This window comes from Allobosea sp. TAB14, from assembly GCF_052113865.1.
Lineage (GTDB): Bacteria > Pseudomonadota > Alphaproteobacteria > Rhizobiales > Beijerinckiaceae > Allobosea > Allobosea spartocytisi.
This window is the reverse complement of the sequence record NZ_JBFRDQ010000083.1, coordinates 1-19560: the sequence shown is the minus strand read 5'-3', so window position 1 is coordinate 19560 and position 19560 is coordinate 1. Positions and strand designations below refer to the sequence as shown.

The window sequence follows — 19560 nt, the reverse complement described above, 5'->3', positions numbered from 1 at the left end:
GACCGATGCGACATTGTCGCGCGCCTTGTCAGGCTGGCGCGCTGCGGGCGGGAGGATCGGGGCAATGGAGACGGGAGGCAACCCCCGCGAGCCGCGGAGATCAGGCCGCGTTCATCCAGCCGAAGCGGATCGGGAAGCCCTCGCCGCCCAGCAGGTTCACCGTCTCGTAGAGCGGCAGGCCGACCACACCGGTATAGGAGCCGACGAGCTTGATGACGAAGGAGCCGGCAATGCCCTGGATGGCATAGCCGCCCGCCTTGCCGCGCCATTCGCCGGAGGCGAGATAATGCTCGATATCCTCGGTCGACAGACGCTTGAAGCGCAGCCGCGTCTCGACGATCCGGTCCCGAATCGCGCCCGAGGGCGTGACCAGCGCCACGCCGGTATAGACGCGGTGGGCACGGCCCGAGAGCAGGCGCAGGCAGGCGGCGGCCTCGTCGACGATCTCGGCCTTGGGCAGGATGCGCCGGCCGACGGCGACGACGGTGTCGGCCGCGACGATGTAGCAGCCTTCGAGGTCGGCGCGCGCCTTTGCGCCCTCCCGCGCGGCTTCCGCCTTCTCGCGGGCGAGGCGGCGGGCGAGATCGCGCGGACGCTCGGATTTGTGGGGCGTCTCGTCGAGATCGGCCGGCAGCAGCGCATCGGGCTTAAGGCCGGCCTGTTCGAGCAAAGCGAGCCGCCGGGGCGAGGCCGAGGCCAGCACCAGCATCGGCCGCCAGCCAGGTTGTTTGGGCGGGGAAAAGAAACTCAAGGGCGGCTCGGCCACATTCCGGTTTGCAGGACGATCGGATGACGATGACGGTCGGATGTCTCAGGCTTTAGAGTATTTCGGCGCGCTAATAAATCCGAAACCCTTGCGGCGATGCGCCGGCGGGTGGGTCGTCGTTTGCGCGCCATCCGCGATCTGCACAGATAACGGGCTGGACGGCTGGTATACCAGCCATTGCCAAGCGCCTCCGGCCGCGCCACACTACGCGCCCTTCACCGATGCTCCACCGCCTCTCGGCCCTATTCTCCGGAGTTCGCCTCATGCCAACATCGCGCAAGCCATTGCGCCCCGCCGCCCCGGCGGGGGTGGAGGCGCAGGCGCTCGCCACGCGCGTCCTGGCGATGCAGGCCGAGGCCGGGCTCACCATCGCCATGCGGATGCCGATCCTGATGAAGGGTGCTCTCGGCGATTCGTCGGGCCAGCGCGAGGCGACGAAGGCCGTGGTCGAGAAAGTGTCGGCGGTGGTGGAAAGCAGCTTCGCCGCGAGTTGCGCCGCCACGATGTTCTGGTGGGGCCTGGCGCTGAACCCGCTGGCGCAGATCGATCTGAGCGAGGCCGCTGCCAAGGTGGCGAACAGCACGCTCGAGCCTTTCGCCCGCCGCACCCGCGCCAACGCGGCCCGGCTGACCGGCCGGCGTCGTTAGAGCTATCAGCCTAGCAGATACTATCCGTCAGGCGGCGCTTTCCGGCGTCTCCTCCGGCAGGGTCGCTGACGCGGCATGCTCGCGCTCGAGCTTGCGGTACCGGGCGACACTGAGCGGGATCAGCGCGAGATAGGCGACCACCACCAGCGTCAGCACCTCGAAGGTGTAGGCGAAGAGCAGCCCCGCGACCACCACGACCGCGACGAAGATCGGCAGCACCATGTCGCGCGGAATGCGCGCACCCAGCGTCTTGCCCGCATAGCAGGGGATGCGCGAGATCGTCAGGAAGGCGATGAAGAGGATGTAGAGCCCGACGAAAGGCGCTCCGTATTCCTGCACCGGAACGCCGATCGCCTGCAAATAGACCGGCAGCATGGCGGTGATGGCGCCGGCCGGGGCCGGCATGCCGACGAAGAAGTTCTTCTGCCAGTCGGGCCGGTTGGGATCGTCGATCATCACGTTGAAGCGCGCGAGCCTGAGCGCCATGGCACAGGCCAGCGTCAGCACGATGATCCAGCCGAAGGATTTCAGGTCGTGCAGGACGAAGATCCACAGCACATAGCCGGTGGCGACGCCGAAATTCACGAAATCCGAGAGCGAATCGAGCTCGGCGCCGAAGCGGGAGGTGCCCTTGAGCATGCGCGCGAGACGGCCGTCGATGCCGTCGAGCGCCGCCGCGATCAGGATGCAGATCGTCGCGGTCTCGAGCTTGCCCTCGACCACGAGGCGCATCGCCGTCAGGCCGAGGCAAAGCGCCAGCAGCGTGACGAGGTTCGGCGCGATCAGCCGGAACGGGATCGATTTGAAACGCGCGCGCTTCGGCTCGAGGCGCTCGGGCTCGAAGGGAGGAAAGAGGTCGCTCATGCGAGCCGAAATACGCGGTTTTGCAGGCGGAAGCTAGGCGGGGAGATAACGGCATCAACGGCGTCATGCTCGGGCTTGACCCGAGCATCTCGAACCGACGGGGCTCTGGAGTCTCCTGATCCCTTACCGCCTGGAGATTCCCGGGTCCCCCTGCGGGCGCCCGAGAATGACGCGGTTCACTGCCGGTCAGATTCCGCGGAACGTCCGCAGGATGGCCTCGTTGCCGGRAAGATCGGCCAGCACGGTCTCGCCGGCGATCGCCGTCTGCCCCTCGCCGACCAGCGGCACGACATGGGCAGGCAGATAGACGTCGACGCGCGAGCCGAAGCGGATGAGGCCGAAGCGCTCGCCGGTCGCCAGCACGTCGCCTTCCTTGACGAAGGGCACGATCCGCCGCGCGATCAATCCGGCGATCTGGACGACGGCGATGGTACCGGCCGGCGTCTCGATCGCCAGCGCGTTGCGCTCGTTGTCATCGCTCGCCTTGTCGAGCTCGGCATTCAGGAAGAGGCCGGGCGTATAGGCCATCTTCAGGAGGCGGCCGGGCACGGGGCTGCGATTCACATGGCAGTCGAAGACGTTCATGAAGATCGAGACGCGGGTCATCGGCTCGGCCGGCAGGTCGAGTTCCGGCGGCGGCAGGGCCGTGGCGATCTGGCTGACGCGGCCGTCGGCCGGCGAAATCACCAGCCCTTCGCGCTGCGGCGTGATGCGGACGGGATCGCGGAAGAAATAGCAGATCCAGACGGTGACGATCGCGCCGATCCAGCCGAAGGGCGACCAGAGATTGGCGAGGATGATGGTCGCCACCAGCCCGATCGCGATGAAGACATAGCCCTCCTTGTGGATGGGCACGATCACCTTGCGGACGGAATCGACGAGGGACATGGAGAGTTCCGCTGTTCTTGGCGGCGCGAGGCACGCGGGAATGGGCTTGCCGCAGCGCTGGGAAGCCAGCGCGGGCGCTGCGCTGATTTAGGGCCTTCCCGCCGCGAGGGAAAGAGCGGAAGGCCGCGGCGCTCCGGCGCGGCCCCCTTCATCCCCGGAAAGACGAAATGCCGGGCGGCCCGGCACTCAATGCGCGGGGTGCCAGACCTGATTGAAGCGCCGCGCCGCCTGCCAGGTCAGCCAGGCGAAGACGACAAGCAGGATGCCCTGCGCGATGGCGAAGGGCGGCTCGGAGCCGGTCGGAGCGAGCGCATGCAGCGCCGGCAGCTTGAGGAAGAGCTGAGCGACCAGGACGAACATCAGAAGATAGAAGGCGAGCACGGCCGTGATCGCATAGATCCGCCGCCACGCTCCTTCGAGCATCTTCGCGTAAAGCGCGACGCCCGCCACGACGATCAGCACCAGCGAGATCGCGCCGACGATATGCGACGGGAGGATGCCGCTGACCGGAAAGGCGAAGCCCGTCGCGCTCGTGGCGAAGGCGGTCGACAGGAAGATTCCGGTCCAGCCGGGTTTGGTGTGACCCTTCAACAACCCCGCCGTCACCGGGAAGCCGGCGACGATGGCGATCAGGCTCAACCAAGTATGAAAGCCAACCAGTGTCGTCGGATCGAACATGACAGCCCCCAAGCCGCTCGATGCTGCTTCCCGAGGCGCATCATGACCGAAACCGGCCCGCGACGCCACTCCGCGCCGATGTCATCGGGGCCGATCGAAAGGCGAGCCTGCCGCGCCGGACCGGCCCGAGCCGTCACTGCGCCAGCGTGACCCTGACGCTCTCGCCTTCTTCCTGCGTCGCGCGTTGGAGGGTCGCCTTGGCCTCGTCGACCTSGCGCTGRCGGTTCCASATCGCMGCATAGACGCCRTCCGCCGCSAGCAGGTCGCGGTGATGGCCGCGCTCGACGATGACGCCCTTGTCGAGCACGATGATCTCGTCCGCATTGACCACCGTGGAGAGCCGGTGCGCGATGACCAGCGTGGTGCGCCCCTCGCTCACCCGGTCGAGCGCGTCCTGGATCTCCTTCTCGGTGAAGGAATCGAGCGCCGAGGTCGCCTCGTCGAGGACGAGCACCGGCGGTCCCTTCAGGATGGTGCGGGCGATGGCGACGCGCTGCTTCTCGCCGCCGGAGAGCTTGAGGCCGCGCTCGCCGACGGAGGTGGCGTACCCCTCCGGCAAGGTGCGGATGAAGCGGTCGATCTGGGCGAGGCGGGCAGCGTCCTCGACCTCCTCCATCGTCGCCTCGGGGCGGCCGTAGCGGATGTTGTATTCGATGGTATCGTTGAACAGAACCGTGTCCTGCGGGACCATGCCGATGGCGGCGCGCAGGCTGACCTGCTGGATATCGGCGATGGGCTGGCCGTCGATGAGGATGCGGCCTTTCTGCGGCTCGTAGAAACGGAAGAGCAGCCGCGAGATCGTCGATTTGCCGGCGCCGGAGGGGCCGACGATGGCGACGGTGCGGCCGGGCGGAACCTTGAAGGAAATGCCGCGCAGGATCGGCCGCTCCGGCACATAGGCGAAATGCACGTTGTCGAAGACGACCTCGCCGGCCGGCACCTGCAACGGCAGCGCGCCCGGCTTGTCCTGAATCTCGGGATCGCGGCCGATGAGGGAGAACATCTCGGCGATGTCGAGCGTCGCCTGCTTGATCTCGCGATAGACGGTGCCCATGAAGTTCAGCGGCAGATAGAGCTGAATCAACATGGAGTTGATCAGCACGAGATCGCCGACCGTGTTGGTGCCAGCCTGGAAGCCGCGCACCGCCATCAGCATCGACAGCGTCAGCCCGACGGCGAAGATCGTGGCCTGGCCGAAATTCAGCAAGGCGAGCGAGGTGTAGGACTTGATCGAATTGCGCTCATAGCGCGCCATCGCCACGTCGTAGCGTGCGGTCTCACGCGCCTCGGCGCCGAAATACTTCACCGTCTCGTAGTTCAAGAGCGAGTCGATCGCCTTGGAATTGGCGTCGGTATCGGATTCGTTCATCGCCGAGCGGATGGCGATACGCCACTCGGTCGCCTTGATGGTGTAGGTCATGTAGGCGACGACCATCGCGACCAGCACCGCGACATAGCGCCAGTCGAACAGCGCGAGCAGCACGGCGATGATCAGCGCGACCTCGACGATGACCGGCACGAGCTGGTTGAGGCCGAGCCGGACCATCTCCTCGATGCCGTTGCGGCCCCGTTCCAGCACGCGCGTCAGCCCGCCCGTCTTGCGCTCGAGATGGAAGCGCAGCGAGAGATAATGCAGGTGCCCGAAGGTCTGGAGCGCCAGCGTGCGCACCGCATGCATGAAGACCGGGGCGAAGATCGCGTCGCGCATCTGCACGAAGGCGGAGGAGCCGACCCGCGCCAGACCGTAGAGCACCGTCAGCGCCAGCGGCGCGCCGACGAGCCAGGGCAGCCAGTTCTCGACGCTGGAATGGGTCTGGGCCAGCGCGTCGGTGATCCATTTGAAGCTGAAGGGCACGCCCATCAGGATCAGGCGCCCGATCAGCATCAGCCCGAAGGCCGCGACGACGCGCCCTCGCAGATCGGCCCTTTCCGCCGGCCAGAGATAGGGCCAGAGCGCACGGAAGGTGGCGATGAAGCCGGAGCCCGGCTTGATGACGACGGAACGAGCGAGGCTCGGCACCGGGGACGGCGCTGCGGGCACGGACATTTTCGAGCGATTCCAGTTTATGCGGCCCATATAGGCGCAATTCCGCGTCCGTGCATGCGGCTTGTTGCAAGGGGGGCATTGCGCCTGGAGGCTGTTGCGAACCGGCAGAAGCGAGGCGCCCGCGTAAACTGGCGCCCCGGAGTTGCCTTGTTCTCGTCGAACGGGGAATGTCTCCTCGCGAAAGAGCGCTCAACGCTCTCAAATGGGGAGACATGACCATGGTATTCCGCAATCTTGCAGTGATCGGGCTGGGTTTAGGGGCTGCTCTCGGCCTCGCCCTGCCGGCCGCGGCGCAGGCCACGCGGCCTCATCCGCAGATCACCATCACCAATCAGCGCACGGTGCCCTTGAGCAATTTCGCGATCGCGACGGCGGGCGACCAGCCCCGGCTCGTGGCGAAGCTCGCCAAGCCGCTGGCGCCCGGCAAGAGCGTCGCGCTCAAGCTCAACAAGCCGCAGGGCTGCAGCTATACGGTGCAGGCGCAGTTCGACGACGAAGCCACGAGCGACGCCGACATGGATCTGTGCAAGGACCGCGTGATCCGTCTGACGGAGTGACCTCCCGGGGACCGTCATTCTCGGGCGAAGCGAAGTGCAGACCCGAGAATCTCCGGACGATGAGGTTCTAGAGCCTCCTCTCGCAAGAGATGCTCGGGTCAGGCCCGAGCATGACGGCGCAGGGCGTCACGCCGTCGCGCCGGCCCTGACCAGCTTGTAGGTGATCGAATCCACCAGCGCCTGGAACGAGGCGTCGATGATGTTCGCGCTGACGCCGACCGTGGTCCAGCGCTCGCCGGTTTCGTCGCCGGATTCGATCAGCACACGGGTGACGGCGTCCGTGCCGCCCTGGAAGACGCGGACCTTGTAATCCACCAGCCTGAGGCCGCCGATCAGCGACTGGTAGCGGCCGAGATCCTTGCGCAGCGCGAGATCGAGCGCGTTGACCGGTCCGAGCACGCTTTCGGCGACCGAGATCAGCACGTCGTCGCCGACCTTCACCTTGACGATCGCCTCGGAGAAGGTGACGAGCTCGCCCAGCGCGTTGTAGCGGCGCTCGACATTGGCCGTGAAGCGCTCGATCTCGAAATAGGCCGGGAGCTCGCCCAGAATGCGCTTGGCGAGCAGGAAGAAGGAGGCGTCGGCGCCCTCGAAGGCATAGCCCTGCGCCTCCTTGTCCTTGACCTCCTGCAGTACGCGGTTGAGCCGGGGATCGTCGCGGCCGAGCGTCAGGCCGATCCGTTCCAGCTCCGCCACGAGGTTCGACTTGCCACCCTGGTCAGAAATCAGCACCTTGCGGGTGTTGCCGACCGCCTCGGGCAGAACATGCTCATAGGTGCGCGGATCCTTCAGCACGGCGGAGGCGTGGATGCCGGCCTTGGTGGCGAAGGCCGAGGCGCCGACGAAGGGCGCGTGGCGGTTCGGCGCGCGGTTCAGCATCTCATCGAGGGCGCGGGAGACATGGGCGAGATCGGCGAGCTGGCTCTCGTCGATGCCGAGCGCGAAGCGCTCGCGATAGCGCTCCTTCAGCTTCAGCGCACCGATCAGCGTGACGAGATTGGCATTGCCGCAGCGCTCGCCCAGCCCGTTCAGCGTGCCCTGGATCTGGCGCACTCCGGCCTCGACCGCCGCCAGCGAATTGGCGACGGCACAGCCGCAATCGTCATGAGCATGGATGCCGAGATGGTCGCCCGGCACGACCTTGGCGACCTCGCGCACGATAGCCCCGATCTCGTCGGGCAGCGTGCCGCCATTGGTGTCGCAGAGCACGACCCAGCTGGCACCGGCCTCATAGGCCGCGCGGGCGCAGGCGAGCGCATAATCGGGGTTGGCCTTGTAGCCGTCGAAGAAATGCTCGCAATCGAGCATCACCTCGCGGCCAGCGGCCCTCGCCGCCTCGACGCTCTCGCGGATACCGGCAAGGTTGTCCTCCAGCGAAATCTCGAGCGCGACATGGACATGGTAGTCCCAGGCCTTGGCGACGAAAACGATCGCGTCGGCCTTCGCCGCCAGCAGCGCGGCGATGCCGGGATCGTTGGCGGCCGAGCGCCCTGCCCGCTTGGTCATGCCGAAGGCRGCGAAYTTSGCCTKCKWMGTCGSCTTCTCCKCGAAGAAGGCGGTRTCGAGCGGGTTSGCSCCGGGATAGCCGCCCTCGACRTARTCGAYGCCGAGCCGGTCGAGCAGGGCGGCGACGGCGCGCTTGTCGTCGAGCGAGAAGTCGACGCCGGTGGTCTGCGCGCCGTCGCGCAGCGTCGTGTCGAAGAGATGGATGCGGCAGCGTTCGGTGATCTGGCTCATCGCCCGCGCCTCAGCTTGAAGCGAACGACGCGCGGCACGACCATGGCCAGCATGACGAGCTTGATGGCGAGCGACAGCGAGCCGGCAGGACGGATCTTCGGGCTCATCGCTTCACCTCCCAGGTGGTCGTCGGCTCGCCGGTGGCCGGGTCCTTGCCGTCCTTGAGCGCGATGCCCATGGCGGCGAGTTCGTCGCGGATGCGATCGGATTCGGCGAAGTTTTTCGTGCGGCGGGCGTCGAGACGGGCGGCGATCAGGCGCTCGACCTCCGGCGCGACGGCAACAGGTTTTGCCAGCTCTGGCAGCTTGATGCCGAGCAGATCGAGGCCCGCCAGCAGCGCCGGCAGATCATCGGACTTGCGGAGCGCGTGGAGCTCGGCCAGCACACGGGCGGTGTTGAGATCGTCGGCCAGCGCGTCGAGCAGTTCGACGGAAGGCTGGGAAGCTGCCACACCCTGTGCGGCTCCCGCCCAGTCCTGCAGCGTCTTCTCCGCCTCCTCCAGCGCCTTCACCGTCCAGTCGATCGGCTGGCGGTAATGCGTCTTCAGCATCGCGAGGCGCAGCACCTCGCCCGGCCATTTGCGGCCGCCGAAGGTTTCCGTCGCCAGCAGTTCGTTGATCGTGACGAAGTTGCCGAGGGATTTCGACATCTTCTCGCCCTCGACCTGCAGGAAGCCGTTATGCATCCAGATATTGGCCATGCGCGGCGCCCCCTCCCCGCCGCCGAAGGCGCAGCAGGACTGGGCGATCTCGTTCTCATGGTGCGGGAAGACGAGGTCGATGCCGCCGCCATGGATGTCGAAGACGTTCTTCGCCGGATCGTCGCATGACAAGCCGCCGCCGAAGGGCGCGAGCAGCTTCGCCATCGACATGGCAGAGCATTCGATGTGCCAGCCCGGGCGGCCGGGACGGGTGATCCCCTCCGGCGCGCCGTTCGGCCAGAGCCAGCCGGGATCGATACCCTCGCGGCTCGGCTTCCAGAGCACGAAATCCATCGGATCGCGCTTGTAAGGGGCCACATCGACGCGCGCGCCGGCGACCATCTCGTCGAGGGAGCGGCGGGCGAGCGAACCGTATTTCGGCGCCTTCGCCAGATGCGTCACCGCCGGAACGTGGAACAGCACATGCTCCTCGGCGACATAGGCGACGCCGCGCGCGATCAGCCGATGGATGATCGCCTGCATCTCCTCGATATGCTCGGTGGCGCGCGGCTCGCTCGTCGGGCGCAGATTGCCGAGCGCGTCGACATCATGATGGAACTGCGCCGTGGTGGTCGCGGTGACCTTCGCGATCGCCTCGTTCAGCGGCAGACCGGGGAAGTCGCGCGCCGCACGGGCGTTGATCTTGTCATCGACGTCGGTGAGGTTGCGGGCATAGGTGACGTGCTCGGGCCCGTAGACGTGCCGCAGCAGCCGGTAGAGCACGTCGAAGACGATGACCGGGCGGGCATTGCCGATATGGGCGTAGTCGTAGACCGTCGGGCCGCAGACATACATGCGCACGTTCTGCGGATCGACCGGAGCGAAATCCTCCTTCGTCCGCGTCAGCGTGTTGTAGAGCCTCAGGGTCGGCGACATCGGGGGCAAATCCTGGAACGAACGAAACGACAGAAGACAAGAAACAGCCTGGCCGCTGGCCGGGGCGCTTTTGTCTGTTCGTTTTCAGGACGAGGACGTGAGCAGCCGGCCAGCGAAAGCTAGCGGCAAATAATGCAAGGGCTGTTGATGGCGGCTCGCGTCATGGGAAAAGTGATTGCCTGTCCGCGCGCTTTCCGTCAAGAGGGCGCCCGACTTGCTGCGCCGCAACATCGCCGCCGCCATTCACGCAAATTTAACCGGCCGGAACCATCCTCCCGATTCTCGGGGTTTCCCGCCCGTCGCCCTCAGGAATCTCACCCCATGCGCCGCGCCGTGGCTTTCGTCGGACTGCTCGGGATCGCCGTCGCCGGCATCTCGCTCTCGATCATGCCGATGAGCCGCCCCGCCGCCGCCCCCAGCGAACAGCGCACCTTCCTGATTCCCGCCAGCGACGGCTACGGCGTCGCCGACTGCATCTCGACCCGGTCGGAATGCGGCAAGATCGTCGCCAATGCCTGGTGCGAATCGCAGGGCTTCGGCAAGGCCGTGACCTTCGGCATCGCCGACCGTGCCGATTTCACCGGCACGGTGACCAAGCCGACCCCGGCGGCAGCCGCCGAGCAGCCGCTCAGCATCACCTGCGGCGAGTAATCCCCTCGCCTACCGGATCCAGTCGCTGCATTTCGGCGCCTCGCCGGTATTGCCCCAGGGCATGATCGGCACGGTCGAGGTCGAATTCTGCGGCGAGCCGTCGATGAGCTTGTCCGAATAGACCAGATAGACCAGCACATTGCGCTTGGCGTCGCAGCCGCGCACGATCTGCATCTTCTTCCAGATCAGCGAGCGGCGCTCGCGGAAGACGACATCGCCCTGCTCGGCCTTCTCCTTAAACTTGATCGGCCCGATCTGCCGGCAGGCCAGCGAAACCTCCGAGACCTCCTCGGCCACACCGAACATGCCCTTGACGCCGCCCTTCTCCGGCACGGTGTAATGGCAGGCYACACCCTCGACGAKCGGATCGTCGACGCCRTAGACGGCGAGCTTGTCGTYCGGCGTCAGCRYCTTCCAGACSGTCGATTTCYTGAAGATCAGGTCYTCCTGCGCCATGGCCGGCGCCACGAACGCCCCGGACAGAGCAACGGCCAACGCAGCCAGGATCCAACGACGAAGCAACATTCCCATTCTCCCGGCGCGTTTCGGTTCGGCGCCCGGCAGGATATGGGAAGCCCCGCGCCGGCGCACCAGAGTTCTGCAGCCGCCCCCGCATCAAAGCAAAGGCGACCGATGCTACCCGAGCTGGAAAGCGAAAGATTACTGCTGCGGCCGCGCCGGCTTGACGATCTCGATGCCATCGCCCGGATGAACGCCGATCCGCAGGTGATGCGCCATATCGCCTCGATCGACGACCCGGCGATGGGACGGGACGCCGTCGCCGCGCGCAGCTTCACCCATGTCTCACGCGGCCTCGGCTATTGGTCGGTCTTCGCCAAGATCGATCCGGCAGATTTCACCGGCTATGTCGGGTTGATTCCCGACGGCGATGCCGTGGACGTCGCCCAGTTGAGCTATCGGTTCGACACGCGGCATTGGGGCAAGGGCTATGCCCGGGAAGCGGCCGCCTGCCTGCTGCGCCATGGTTTCGAGGCCCTCGCCCTGCCGGAGATCCTCATTACCACCCATCCGGAGAATGCGGCGTCGCTGCGGCTTGCAGCCCGGCTGGGTTTCGAGCCGGCACCAACTCGGGCCGCGTTCCTGATCGGCACGCCACCTGTGGTCGCGACCCGGCTGCGCCTCGGGCGCCCCGAGCGGCGTCAGGGCCCGGCCTCATAGCGTTTCAGCGCCTCGGTACGCCGGGCGATGACCTCCGCGCGGCAGGCCGGAAAATGCAGGACCTGCCCTTCCCGCCCGAAATCGCCATTGCCGTAGAACCTGCAGGATTTCTCCTTGAAGGCGTTCCAGGCGCGCTGCTCCTCGAGCAGGTCCTTCTTCGTGTTCGGCTCGCTCGCCCCGTAGAGCCGTTTCCAGGTCGCGTTGAGCTTGGCGTCCTCGCGCGCGACCCATTCGCCGCCGCAGGCGCCCCAGGCCGGATTGGTGCCATCCGAATCGTCGATGCAGCGCTTGTAGACCTCGTCGGCCGCAGCCGGGGATGCGAGAGCGACGAGGATCGGCAGGAAGCGTAGCCAGCGCCGCATGGTCACGCCGCCAGCGGCTTGAAGACAAGATAGGCGGCAACCAGCGCGCCGATGATGCCGAGCGAGAAGAAGACCAGCTTCAGCCGCGTCATCCTGCTGGCGAAAGCGACATCGCCGGCCTCGACGCGGGGATATCTGTCGAGAAGACGGGCCACCGCCAGATTCTCGGCCACGTCACAGAGCCCGCCGAGGAGCCAGCCGCCGCCGCAGAGCGCCGCGACCCACCAGGGCTGCCCGCGCATCGCGAGCCCCGCGATCAGGATGGCTCCGACGATGGCGTAGACGAAGGCGAAGGCGACATCGGCGGGCAGCACCCGGTTGCGGTAGCGTGCTCGCGTCGTCTCGCCATAGAGCCCAAAGAGCTTCTCGACATCGGCGACATTGTAGCCGTTCCAGTCGCTCTCCAGCATGCGCGGCACGCCCTGACGGTTCGACCAGAAGCCGACGAGCCAGAACAGCACCACGACGAGAAGCGGCCCCCAGACGAAGAAGGCCAGCGGGATCGCTGTGGAATAGAGCGGCACGGGGTCGATCATGGCGTCTCGGCTCTCGCGGCGGGCGGTGTTTCGCGGCGCAGGTTATCCGGCGTCTTGCCCGCCAACAAGCTGGAGCTGCGGGCGGGTGTCAGAGCAGCTCTTCGGGTGGGGCGAGATCGAGGCGGCGCAATTCGACGCGGGTCTGCTGCGAATCGTAGCGCAGGAAATATTCGTCGAGCTGCGGCGGCGCGACGGCGGTGCCGGCCAGCATGGCATGGGCCTGGCCGCGATGATGGATCTGGTGCTGGAAGAGATGCGCCAGCAGATCGTCGACACGCTCCTCGACCTGTCCGTGCTCGCCGCGGTCCGTCGTGACGGTGGTTGCGAGCATGTCGTCGCTCAAGCCGTCGCAGAAGGCGATCAGCCGCCGGTCTGCGGCCGCCTGGGCCGGAAGGAGCTGCGCCATGTCGAAGGGCCGGAAGCGCTCGAAGACCAGCCGGCCGAGGCCGCCGCGTTCGAGCGCGTCGATATAATAGAGATCGACCATCAGATTGTGGTTCAGCGTCTCGTGCAGCGAGGGAAAGAAGCTCGTCCGCTGCGCCTTGAAATCCGCATCGCTGAGTTGCGCGCAGGCCGTGAGCAGCCGCCAGTTCGCCCAGGCGTTGTTATGGGCCATCTTGCGGCAATGGGCGGCAAGCGCCCCGCGCCGGCCGAAACCCGCCTCAGTCATGCGGCAGGACCTCCTGCTCGATGGCGCCGAAGATCGAATGGCCGTCGGCGTCCTTCATCTCGATGCGGACCGTATCGCCGAAACGCAGGAAGGACGTCTTCGGTTCGCCATGGCGGAGCGTCTCGACCATGCGCTGCTCGGCGATGCAGGCATAGCCCACCCCGCCCTCTGCCACCGGCTTGCCCGGCCCGCCATCGGCATCGCGGTTCGAGACGGTGCCGGAGCCGATGATCGTGCCGGCCGAAAGCCGGCGCGTCGCCGCCGCATGGGCGATGAGCGTGCCGAAATCGAAGGTCATGTCGGTGCCGGCGTCCGGCCTGCCGAAGGGCGCGCCGTTGAGCTGGGCCAGGAGCGGACGATGCAGCTTGCCGTCGCGCCAGGCCGAGCCGAGCGCGCCGGGCGTGACGGCGACCGGCGAGAAGGAGGTGGACGGCTTTGATTGAATGAATCCAAAGCCTTTCGCCAATTCGCTCGGAATCCGATTCCGCAGGCTCACGTCGTTTGCGAGCATGACGAGGCGGATGGCGGCGAGCGCCTGCTCGCGCGTCGCGCCCATCGGMACRTCGCCSGTGATSACSGCGATCTCGGCCTCGAARTCGATRCCGTCCTCCTCGCTGCGGGCGTGGATCGGCGCGCGCGGGGCGAGCGGCGCATCGCTCCCGCCCTGATACATCAGCGGGTCGGTCCAGAAATTGTCCGGCATGGCCGCGCCCCGCGCCTTCCGGGCGAGTTCGACGTGATTCACATAGGCCGAACCGTCGAGCCACTGGAAGGCGCGCGGCAGGGGCGCGGCGCAATCATGCTCGTGGAAACGGAAGGACGGTACCGAGCCGTGCTCCAGCCCCTCGGCGAGATCGGCGAGCCGGGGCGCGAGGCGCTCCCAATCGTCCAGCGCCGCCTGCAGGGTGGCGACGACCGGAAAGGCGTCGGTCGCACGCGTCAGGTCTGCGGAAACCACGACGAGGCGGCCTTCGCGGCCATGCGAGAGGGAGGCAAGCTTCATCTCTTTTCATTCCTTCCCGGACGCGCCAATAAAGACGCAACAAGCCTTGTGAACAGCCTTCGGCACGGCGCAGCAATTCGCGAAATACGTCTCCGACGCCACCGACGGCCAATTCGAGATCCAGGTCTTCGCGCCGGGCGAGATCGTGCCCGGATTGCAGGCGCTCGACGCCGTCTCCTCCGGCACAGTCGAATGCGCGCATTCGCCGACCTATTACTATATCGGCAAGGACCCGACGCTGGGGCTCGGCACCGGCATCCCCTTCGGCCTCAACGCCCGCCAGCAGCATAGCTGGTGGTATTTCGGCGGCGGCGAGCAGATCGTGAACGGCGTGCTCGACCGCTTCAACGCCTATTCCATCCCCTGCGGCAACTCCGGCACCCAGATGGGCGGCTTCTTCCGCAACGAGCTCAAGGGCGTCGACGATCTCAAGGGSCTGAARTTCCGCATCGGCGGCATGGGCGGSGCCGTGCTGTCCAAGCTCGGCGTGGTGCCGACGCAGATCGCGCCGGGAGACGTCTATCCGGCGCTGGAGCGCGGCTCGATCGACGCGGCCGAGTTCGTCGGCCCCTATGACGACGAGAAGCTCGGCTTCATCCGCGTCGCCAAGTATTATTACTATCCCGGCTGGTGGGAGGGCGGCGCCATGCTGCATCTGATCATCGGCAAGGAGGCCTGGGCCAAGCTGCCGAAGCCCTATCAGGCCATCGTCCAGCACGCCTGCGAGGCGGCGAACAACTGGATGCTGGCGAAATACGACTATGTGAACCCGGGCGGGCTGCGCCGGCTCGTCGCGCAGGGCGCGCAATTGCGGGCCTTCCCCCTGCCGGTCATGGAGGCAGCCCTGAAGGCGGCCGAGGAATACTACGCCGAAACCAGCGCCAAGAGCCCGGACTTCAAGAAGGGCTACGATTCGATGGTCGCCTTCCGCGGCGAGAACCTGCTCTGGTGGCAGATCGCGGAGCTCTCCTACGACTCGTTCATGAACCGGCTGAAGGCGCGCTGAGGCGCGCCGGCGCCATCCCCGCCCGTCGCCCGGAACGGATCAGCCGAAGCTGGTCCGCCTCGGCGGCCGGTGCTCCATCGCCTCGCGCAGATCGGCGCCGGCACGCCTGGGGCGGCGAGCGAGAAGGCGCTTAGCCAGTTTCGCCGCCTTGCGGCACTGTTTGGCGATCTTGCGCGGGATCTCCTGCGCAAGCGCATCGAGGCCGTCCAGCGCCGGCCTTTCGGCGAGATGCGCACGGACCATGCCGAGGTCGATCGCATTGCCGAGCCGTGAGCGCAGGCGCTCCGCCGCCTTGGCCAGCCGCCCGAGCCGTGCCGGATCGGCCGGCGCGAAGAAGCTGAGCTGATAGCTCAGATCGACGATCATGCTTCGCCAGTCGTGCAGATGCTCCGCGTCCATCCGGCGTGGATCGCGGCGCCCATGGCGCCGTGCCAGCCGATAGCTGCGCCGGAAGGCCCGGACCAGAAAGTCGCCCGTCTCGTTCGACACGGACCAGCGCGCCATCTCGGCCGACAGGCGCCGGAGCTCGTCGCGGACGGCGTCTCCCTGCTCGGCCAGCAGCACCGCGGCTGCATCCTGCGCGTCGTCCTCGGAGGCATGGTCGGGACAGAGCGCACTGAGCACCTTGGCGACGACCGCCGTGTCACGGGCGATGCCGAAGCCGCGGCGCAAGCCGCCGACAGCCCCGCGGACCGCCTTCCCCTCCTCGGCCAGCTCGGCGGGAGCAAGCTTCAGCAACGCTCGCCACGCCTTCATCAGGCGGCGGAATTCATGAATCGTCCGTCCCGGATCGTCCTCCCGGCGATCGAGCACGGCCAGGGCACGGGCCGGAAACTCACGGCAGGAGCACAGCCAGTGCCGGGCCCATCGCCGCGTCATCGATACCCTCGCATCCGGACCGGTTCTCGAGATGCTCGCCATGCTGACCTGTTTCGCGCGTTTCCCCGACGGCAACGTATCCGAGCGGCAGGCCGCAATTCTACCACGCCTCCGGCTCGGATCGCCGCGCGTTCGAGGCAGGAGCCGCGTTGCTCCTTCACCGGCGCGACCGACGCGGCCACCGCCACGCGACAGCATCGTCTTTCGACTGTATGGTTGTGGCCCTCTCCTGCTGATGGCAGCCGCACCGGCTCGCCGGCCTCTCCGGAACCAGCTACACAGCCGCCCATGTCAGAGAAAACCTCGCCCTCGCTCCAGGACCAGATGCTCCGGCTGGAGCGCTTCTTGCCCTATCGCCTGAATGTCGTCGGCACGCTGGGCGGCCGCGCGCTCGGCCGGATCTATGGCGAGCATTTCGGCATCGGCATCCCGGAATGGCGCGTGGTGGCGCAGCTCGGCGAGTTCGGCAAGCTGACCTCGCGCGACATCGGCGAGCTCGCCCAGATGCACAAGACCAAGGTCTCGCGCGCCGTCACCGAGCTGGAGAAGCGCGGCCTCGTCTCGCGCGCCGAGAACCGGCAGGACCGGCGCGAATCCTTCGTGACCCTGACGCCGGCCGGCAAGCGGATCTACGACCAGATCGTGCCGCTGGCGCTCGGCTTCGAGGCGCGCTGGATCGAAGGCATCGCGCCCGAGGAGATCAAGGTGTTCGAGCGCGTGCTCTCGACCCTGACCGAGCGCGGCCGCCTGCTCGCCGGGAATTATCGCGAGGAAGACGGGTCGTAGGGGCATCCCGGACCCATCACACGTCGCGCCGTCATCCCGGACAAGCGGCGAAGCCGCGCAGATCCGGGATCCTTGCCGGAACGCCTCCGGCAAGGGCTCAGGCATGGATCCCGGGTCTCCCTTCGGTCGCCCGGGATGACCAGCATAAAATCCAGGCCGAAAACCCTCAGAAATACCGCGCGAGATTGCGCTTGATCCGCTCCTGCGGGTGCCTGAGACGGTGTCCCATTGCTTCTGCGTCAGCAGGCCGCTCCCGACGATCTGGCCGGCCGAAAGCGGCTCGTCATGACCGCCGTCGAAGGCCTTGCTGGTCGGGGTGATGATCGGCTGCGGCAGGGCCTCGTTGTCGCGCAAGCCGTCCGGCAGCGTCATGCCGTACATCTCGCGCCGGCCCTGCTTGTACATGGTCAGGATCGAGGTGCCGGTCGTGCCGGCGAGATAGCCGCGCACCACCATCTCGACCGGCAGGATGTCGAGGCGCCGGCCGACGACGACATTCGGGTCGGGATATTCGAGGACATGGTTCGGGCAGATGTCGGCGGTCTTCTCGAACCAGTAGCGCGCCGTCTGCGTCAGCACCTGCCCCTTCAGCGGGATCGAGGCGATGGCGCGGTCGAAGGCGGAGAGCCGGTCGGTCGAGATCAGGATACGGCGTCCATCCGGCAGATCGTAATTCTCGCGGACCTTGCCGCGATAATAGTTCGGCAGCTCCGGGATGACGGCTTCGTGAAGCGGCAGGAATTCGGACATGAGCGGCGCTGGCCTCGCGACGAAAGGAGCTGCCGACGCCGCAATCGCGGCGCCAGCCCCGCGCTTCTAGTCGAAGCGCGCGTTTTCCACCACCTGTCCGGCGCCCTTCGCCGCGGATTGCTGCGCGCGCCCGGATGTGGCATGCGAAAGCCGCGTCACCTCGGCCGACTCGGCATCGGGAGACGCGGGGGCTCCATAGTTCCGTCGCGTTTGGCGGGTGTTGTTGGCAGGAGTTTGTGGCCCGACGGCCTGCTCCGACAGTGGATGACGTGACCCGACCTGCGATGATGCTGCGACTTTCCAGACGCTTCGGCATGGCCCTGCTGGCGCTGGCGGCTTTGAGCGGGACGGCAACCGCCCAGTCACCGTCCTGCGACGCATGGCGCGCCGAGCTCCAGAGCCTCCAGGGCCGCAGCGGCGGCGATCCGCGCGCTGCGCAGGCCGCCCAGCGCGTCGGCGCGCAGCTCGGCCAGCTAAGCGGCCAGTACCGAGCCATGGGGTGCGAGCGCGGTGGCGGTTTCCTCTTTTTCGGCGGCCAGGCGCCGCCGCAATGCGGCGGCATCCGCGCGCAGATGGGCCAGTTGCAGGCGCAGTACGAGGCGCTCCAGCAAAGGGCCCAGGGCGGCGCGCTCGAGCAGCGTCGCGCCCAGCTCGCGGCTGCGATCAGCAACAATTGCGGCGCGCGCCCGCGCGGCTTCTTCGACACGATCTTCGGGCGTGATCCCGGCCCCGGCAGCGTCGATTCGACGATTCCCGAGCTCGACCCCGAGCAGCCGGTGATCGAGCCGGAAAAGCCGCGCCTCGGCGGCGCCCAGACCGTCTGCGTGCGCAGCTGCGACGGCTATTTCTTCCCGCTCGCCAACAATAACGGCAATGCCGACGAGATGTGCCAGGCGCTCTGCCCCGGCAGCGAGACCACGGCCTTCGGCATGAGCGCGGGCGGCGACATCCAGAACGCGGCCTCGCGCTCGACCGGCCAGCCCTATTCGTCCCTGCCGAATGCCGGCAAATACACCCGCTCCTTCGATGCGACCTGCACCTGCCGCGGCCAGGGCCAGAGCTGGTCGGAGGCGCTGAAGAACGCCGAATACCTGCTCGACAAGCGCAAGGGCGACGTCATCGTCACCGAGCAGCGCGCGGCCGAGCTCTCGCGGCCGAAGCCCGATCCCAAGCGGCGCGGCGCGCCCGAAGCGGTGAAGCCGACCCCGGCCTCGCTCCCGGACGCGCCGGACGAGAAGCCGATGCCGTCGGAGAACTCCCCGACCTCCGGCACCGAATCGGCCGGCGTCGGCCCCGACATCGTCGACGAGAAGGTGCTGGACAAGCGCGATGGGCTGAAGAGCGAGTCGCGCAGCGTCACCGGCGAGCGCCGCACGGTGCGCATCGTGGCGCCGAACCTCGCGCCTAATCTGAGCCCGCAACTGGTCAAGCCCTGATCCACATAAGTTCCATGCGCGGACGACAAATCGCGCAGCCGGGTATCGTCATGCTCGGCGCTGGACGCATGGGCGAGACCGTCGCATAAAGAGCGAACCTTGCCGCCCCTTCGGGAGGCCGCCAGACCGCATTCCGGCCCGTATCCCCGCGGGTCCTGCCTTCTGACGCTCCCGCCAGCTTCAGAGGGCCTTCATGTCGGACGTCAGCACGACACAGCCGCACCACCCGCACCCGATCGAGCTCAGCGACGCCCGGCGCAGGATCAAGGCGATCTTCATCGGCTCCGTCGGCAACCTCGTCGAGTGGTATGATTTCTACGCCTATACCGCCTTCGCGCTGTATTTCGCGCCGCATTTCTTCCCCTCGACCGACCCGGTTGTGCAACAGCTCAACGCCGCGACGCTGTTCGCCGCAGGCTTCATCGTGCGCCCCGTCGGCGGCTGGCTGTTCGGCCATCTCGCGGACCGCTATGGCCGGCGCCTGTCGCTGATGCTCTCGGTGGTGATGATGTGCTTCGGCTCGCTGATCATCGCCTTTACCC

General features: G+C 67.1%; 20 protein-coding genes and 2 pseudogenes. 8 read left to right on the top strand and 14 right to left on the bottom strand.

Annotated elements, in window-relative coordinates:
• Positions 1–100 precede the first annotated feature (100 nt).
• Positions 101–709: a Maf-like protein gene (locus AB4Y99_RS14220; RefSeq protein ID WP_112764098.1), complete on the bottom strand. Its 609-nt coding sequence runs from the start codon at positions 707–709 to the stop codon at positions 101–103.
• A 320-nt stretch (positions 710–1029) separates the two neighbouring features.
• On the opposite strand from AB4Y99_RS14220, the gene AB4Y99_RS14215 reads away from it, so the two are divergent.
• Positions 1030–1413, top strand: coding sequence for a hypothetical protein (locus AB4Y99_RS14215; RefSeq protein WP_133561682.1), 384 nt, complete (start codon positions 1030–1032; stop codon positions 1411–1413).
• A 27-nt stretch (positions 1414–1440) separates the two neighbouring features.
• Here AB4Y99_RS14215 and AB4Y99_RS14210 read toward each other — a convergent pair whose 3' ends face one another.
• The 4 genes from AB4Y99_RS14210 to AB4Y99_RS14195 form a co-directional block, all read right to left on the bottom strand.
• Positions 1441–2277: a CDP-alcohol phosphatidyltransferase family protein gene (locus AB4Y99_RS14210; RefSeq protein WP_038361838.1), complete on the bottom strand. Its 837-nt coding sequence runs from the start codon at positions 2275–2277 to the stop codon at positions 1441–1443.
• Positions 2278–2463: 186 nt separating this feature from the next.
• Complete coding sequence (locus tag AB4Y99_RS14205) at positions 2464–3165, bottom strand: phosphatidylserine decarboxylase (RefSeq protein ID WP_441523766.1); 702 nt, start codon at positions 3163–3165, stop codon at positions 2464–2466.
• A 186-nt stretch (positions 3166–3351) separates the two neighbouring features.
• Positions 3352–3843 carry a hypothetical protein gene (locus AB4Y99_RS14200; RefSeq protein WP_038361833.1) on the bottom strand — a complete coding sequence of 164 codons (492 nt, stop codon included), beginning with the start codon at positions 3841–3843 and terminating at the stop codon, positions 3352–3354.
• 133 nt (positions 3844–3976) lie between these two features.
• Positions 3977–5890 (bottom strand): ABCB family ABC transporter ATP-binding protein/permease, encoded by a 1914-nt coding sequence (locus AB4Y99_RS14195; protein WP_441523765.1) that lies wholly within the window; start codon positions 5888–5890, stop codon positions 3977–3979.
• 218 nt (positions 5891–6108) lie between these two features.
• On the opposite strand from AB4Y99_RS14195, the gene AB4Y99_RS14190 reads away from it, so the two are divergent.
• Positions 6109–6447 carry a hypothetical protein gene (locus AB4Y99_RS14190; protein WP_038361828.1) on the top strand — a complete coding sequence of 113 codons (339 nt, stop codon included), beginning with the start codon at positions 6109–6111 and terminating at the stop codon, positions 6445–6447.
• A 126-nt stretch (positions 6448–6573) separates the two neighbouring features.
• On the opposite strand, the gene cimA is transcribed toward AB4Y99_RS14190, so the two are convergent.
• Complete coding sequence (gene cimA, locus AB4Y99_RS14185; RefSeq protein WP_441523764.1) at positions 6574–8184, bottom strand: citramalate synthase; 1611 nt, start codon at positions 8182–8184, stop codon at positions 6574–6576.
• A 103-nt stretch (positions 8185–8287) separates the two neighbouring features.
• Complete coding sequence (cysS, locus tag AB4Y99_RS14180) at positions 8288–9769, bottom strand: cysteine--tRNA ligase (protein ID WP_197062729.1); 1482 nt, start codon at positions 9767–9769, stop codon at positions 8288–8290.
• A gap of 312 nt (positions 9770–10081) precedes the next feature.
• On the opposite strand from cysS, the gene AB4Y99_RS14175 reads away from it, so the two are divergent.
• Complete coding sequence (locus AB4Y99_RS14175) at positions 10082–10411, top strand: hypothetical protein (RefSeq protein WP_038361820.1); 330 nt, start codon at positions 10082–10084, stop codon at positions 10409–10411.
• 9 nt (positions 10412–10420) lie between these two features.
• Here the strand turns inward: AB4Y99_RS14175 and AB4Y99_RS14170 are convergent, their stop codons facing one another.
• Positions 10421–10936, bottom strand: a complete 516-nt coding sequence (locus tag AB4Y99_RS14170) for a CreA family protein (RefSeq protein WP_441523763.1) — start codon at positions 10934–10936, stop codon at positions 10421–10423.
• Positions 10937–11044: 108 nt separating this feature from the next.
• On the opposite strand from AB4Y99_RS14170, the gene AB4Y99_RS14165 reads away from it, so the two are divergent.
• Positions 11045–11590 (top strand): GNAT family N-acetyltransferase, encoded by a 546-nt coding sequence (locus AB4Y99_RS14165; protein WP_441523762.1) that lies wholly within the window; start codon positions 11045–11047, stop codon positions 11588–11590.
• On the opposite strand, the gene AB4Y99_RS14160 is transcribed toward AB4Y99_RS14165, so the two are convergent.
• The 4 genes from AB4Y99_RS14160 to AB4Y99_RS14145 all read right to left on the bottom strand — a co-directional run bounded on the left by AB4Y99_RS14160 (position 11572) and on the right by AB4Y99_RS14145 (position 14161).
• Positions 11572–11952: a lysozyme inhibitor LprI family protein gene (locus AB4Y99_RS14160; RefSeq protein WP_191123035.1), complete on the bottom strand. Its 381-nt coding sequence runs from the start codon at positions 11950–11952 to the stop codon at positions 11572–11574. The two genes, AB4Y99_RS14165 and AB4Y99_RS14160, sit on opposite strands and share 19 nt — an antisense overlap.
• A gap of 2 nt (positions 11953–11954) precedes the next feature.
• A complete protein-coding gene (locus AB4Y99_RS14155; RefSeq protein WP_038361813.1) occupies positions 11955–12488 on the bottom strand; it encodes a hypothetical protein in 534 nt (177 codons plus the stop codon).
• An 88-nt stretch (positions 12489–12576) separates the two neighbouring features.
• Positions 12577–13158 (bottom strand): DinB family protein, encoded by a 582-nt coding sequence (locus tag AB4Y99_RS14150; RefSeq protein WP_051987761.1) that lies wholly within the window; start codon positions 13156–13158, stop codon positions 12577–12579.
• Positions 13151–14161, bottom strand: coding sequence for a fumarylacetoacetate hydrolase family protein (locus AB4Y99_RS14145; protein ID WP_441523761.1), 1011 nt, complete (start codon positions 14159–14161; stop codon positions 13151–13153). Before AB4Y99_RS14145 ends, AB4Y99_RS14150 begins: the two co-directional genes overlap by 8 nt.
• Before the next feature lie 70 nt (positions 14162–14231).
• Between AB4Y99_RS14145 and AB4Y99_RS14140 the strand changes: the two are divergent.
• Positions 14232–15167 (top strand): annotated as a pseudogene (locus AB4Y99_RS14140) (TRAP transporter substrate-binding protein); the annotation flags it as partial.
• A 39-nt stretch (positions 15168–15206) separates the two neighbouring features.
• Here AB4Y99_RS14140 and AB4Y99_RS14135 read toward each other — a convergent pair.
• Entirely contained in the window at positions 15207–16046 is an 840-nt protein-coding gene (locus tag AB4Y99_RS14135; RefSeq protein ID WP_441523760.1) for a CHAD domain-containing protein, read from the bottom strand.
• 288 nt (positions 16047–16334) lie between these two features.
• Here AB4Y99_RS14135 and AB4Y99_RS14130 point away from each other — a divergent pair, with 288 nt between their 5' ends.
• Positions 16335–16832: a MarR family winged helix-turn-helix transcriptional regulator gene (locus tag AB4Y99_RS14130; protein WP_038361803.1), complete on the top strand. Its 498-nt coding sequence runs from the start codon at positions 16335–16337 to the stop codon at positions 16830–16832.
• A gap of 213 nt (positions 16833–17045) precedes the next feature.
• On the opposite strand, the pseudogene AB4Y99_RS14125 reads toward AB4Y99_RS14130, so the two are convergent.
• Positions 17046–17582 (bottom strand): annotated as a pseudogene (locus tag AB4Y99_RS14125) (phosphoribosylaminoimidazolesuccinocarboxamide synthase); the annotation flags it as partial.
• Between the two features lie 269 nt (positions 17583–17851).
• Here AB4Y99_RS14125 and AB4Y99_RS14120 point away from each other — a divergent pair.
• Positions 17852–19018, top strand: coding sequence for a DUF2865 domain-containing protein (locus AB4Y99_RS14120; protein ID WP_441523759.1), 1167 nt, complete (start codon positions 17852–17854; stop codon positions 19016–19018).
• A gap of 193 nt (positions 19019–19211) precedes the next feature.
• Positions 19212–19560, top strand: a 349-nt coding sequence (locus AB4Y99_RS14115) for an MFS transporter (protein ID WP_441523758.1), incomplete at its 3' end; no start/stop codon positions are given.

What these genes read in the sequence shown, in the direction of transcription:
- AB4Y99_RS14165 (WP_441523762.1), top strand. Translation starts at nt 11,045, where the DNA reads ATGCTACCCGAGCTGGAAAGCGAAAGATTACTGCTGCGGCCGCGCCGG.
- AB4Y99_RS14175 (WP_038361820.1), top strand. Translation starts at nt 10,082, where the DNA reads ATGCGCCGCGCCGTGGCTTTCGTCGGACTGCTCGGGATCGCCGTCGCC.
- AB4Y99_RS14160 (WP_191123035.1), bottom strand. Translation starts at nt 11,952, where the DNA reads ATGCGGCGCTGGCTACGCTTCCTGCCGATCCTCGTCGCTCTCGCATCC.
- AB4Y99_RS14200 (WP_038361833.1), bottom strand. Translation starts at nt 3,843, where the DNA reads ATGTTCGATCCGACGACACTGGTTGGCTTTCATACTTGGTTGAGCCTG.
- AB4Y99_RS14130 (WP_038361803.1), top strand. Translation starts at nt 16,335, where the DNA reads ATGTCAGAGAAAACCTCGCCCTCGCTCCAGGACCAGATGCTCCGGCTG.
- AB4Y99_RS14220 (WP_112764098.1), bottom strand. Translation starts at nt 709, where the DNA reads ATGCTGGTGCTGGCCTCGGCCTCGCCCCGGCGGCTCGCTTTGCTCGAA.
- AB4Y99_RS14190 (WP_038361828.1), top strand. Translation starts at nt 6,109, where the DNA reads ATGGTATTCCGCAATCTTGCAGTGATCGGGCTGGGTTTAGGGGCTGCT.
- AB4Y99_RS14150 (WP_051987761.1), bottom strand. Translation starts at nt 13,158, where the DNA reads ATGACTGAGGCGGGTTTCGGCCGGCGCGGGGCGCTTGCCGCCCATTGC.
- AB4Y99_RS14155 (WP_038361813.1), bottom strand. Translation starts at nt 12,488, where the DNA reads ATGATCGACCCCGTGCCGCTCTATTCCACAGCGATCCCGCTGGCCTTC.
- AB4Y99_RS14215 (WP_133561682.1), top strand. Translation starts at nt 1,030, where the DNA reads ATGCCAACATCGCGCAAGCCATTGCGCCCCGCCGCCCCGGCGGGGGTG.
- AB4Y99_RS14135 (WP_441523760.1), bottom strand. Translation starts at nt 16,046, where the DNA reads ATGACGCGGCGATGGGCCCGGCACTGGCTGTGCTCCTGCCGTGAGTTT.
- AB4Y99_RS14210 (WP_038361838.1), bottom strand. Translation starts at nt 2,277, where the DNA reads ATGAGCGACCTCTTTCCTCCCTTCGAGCCCGAGCGCCTCGAGCCGAAG.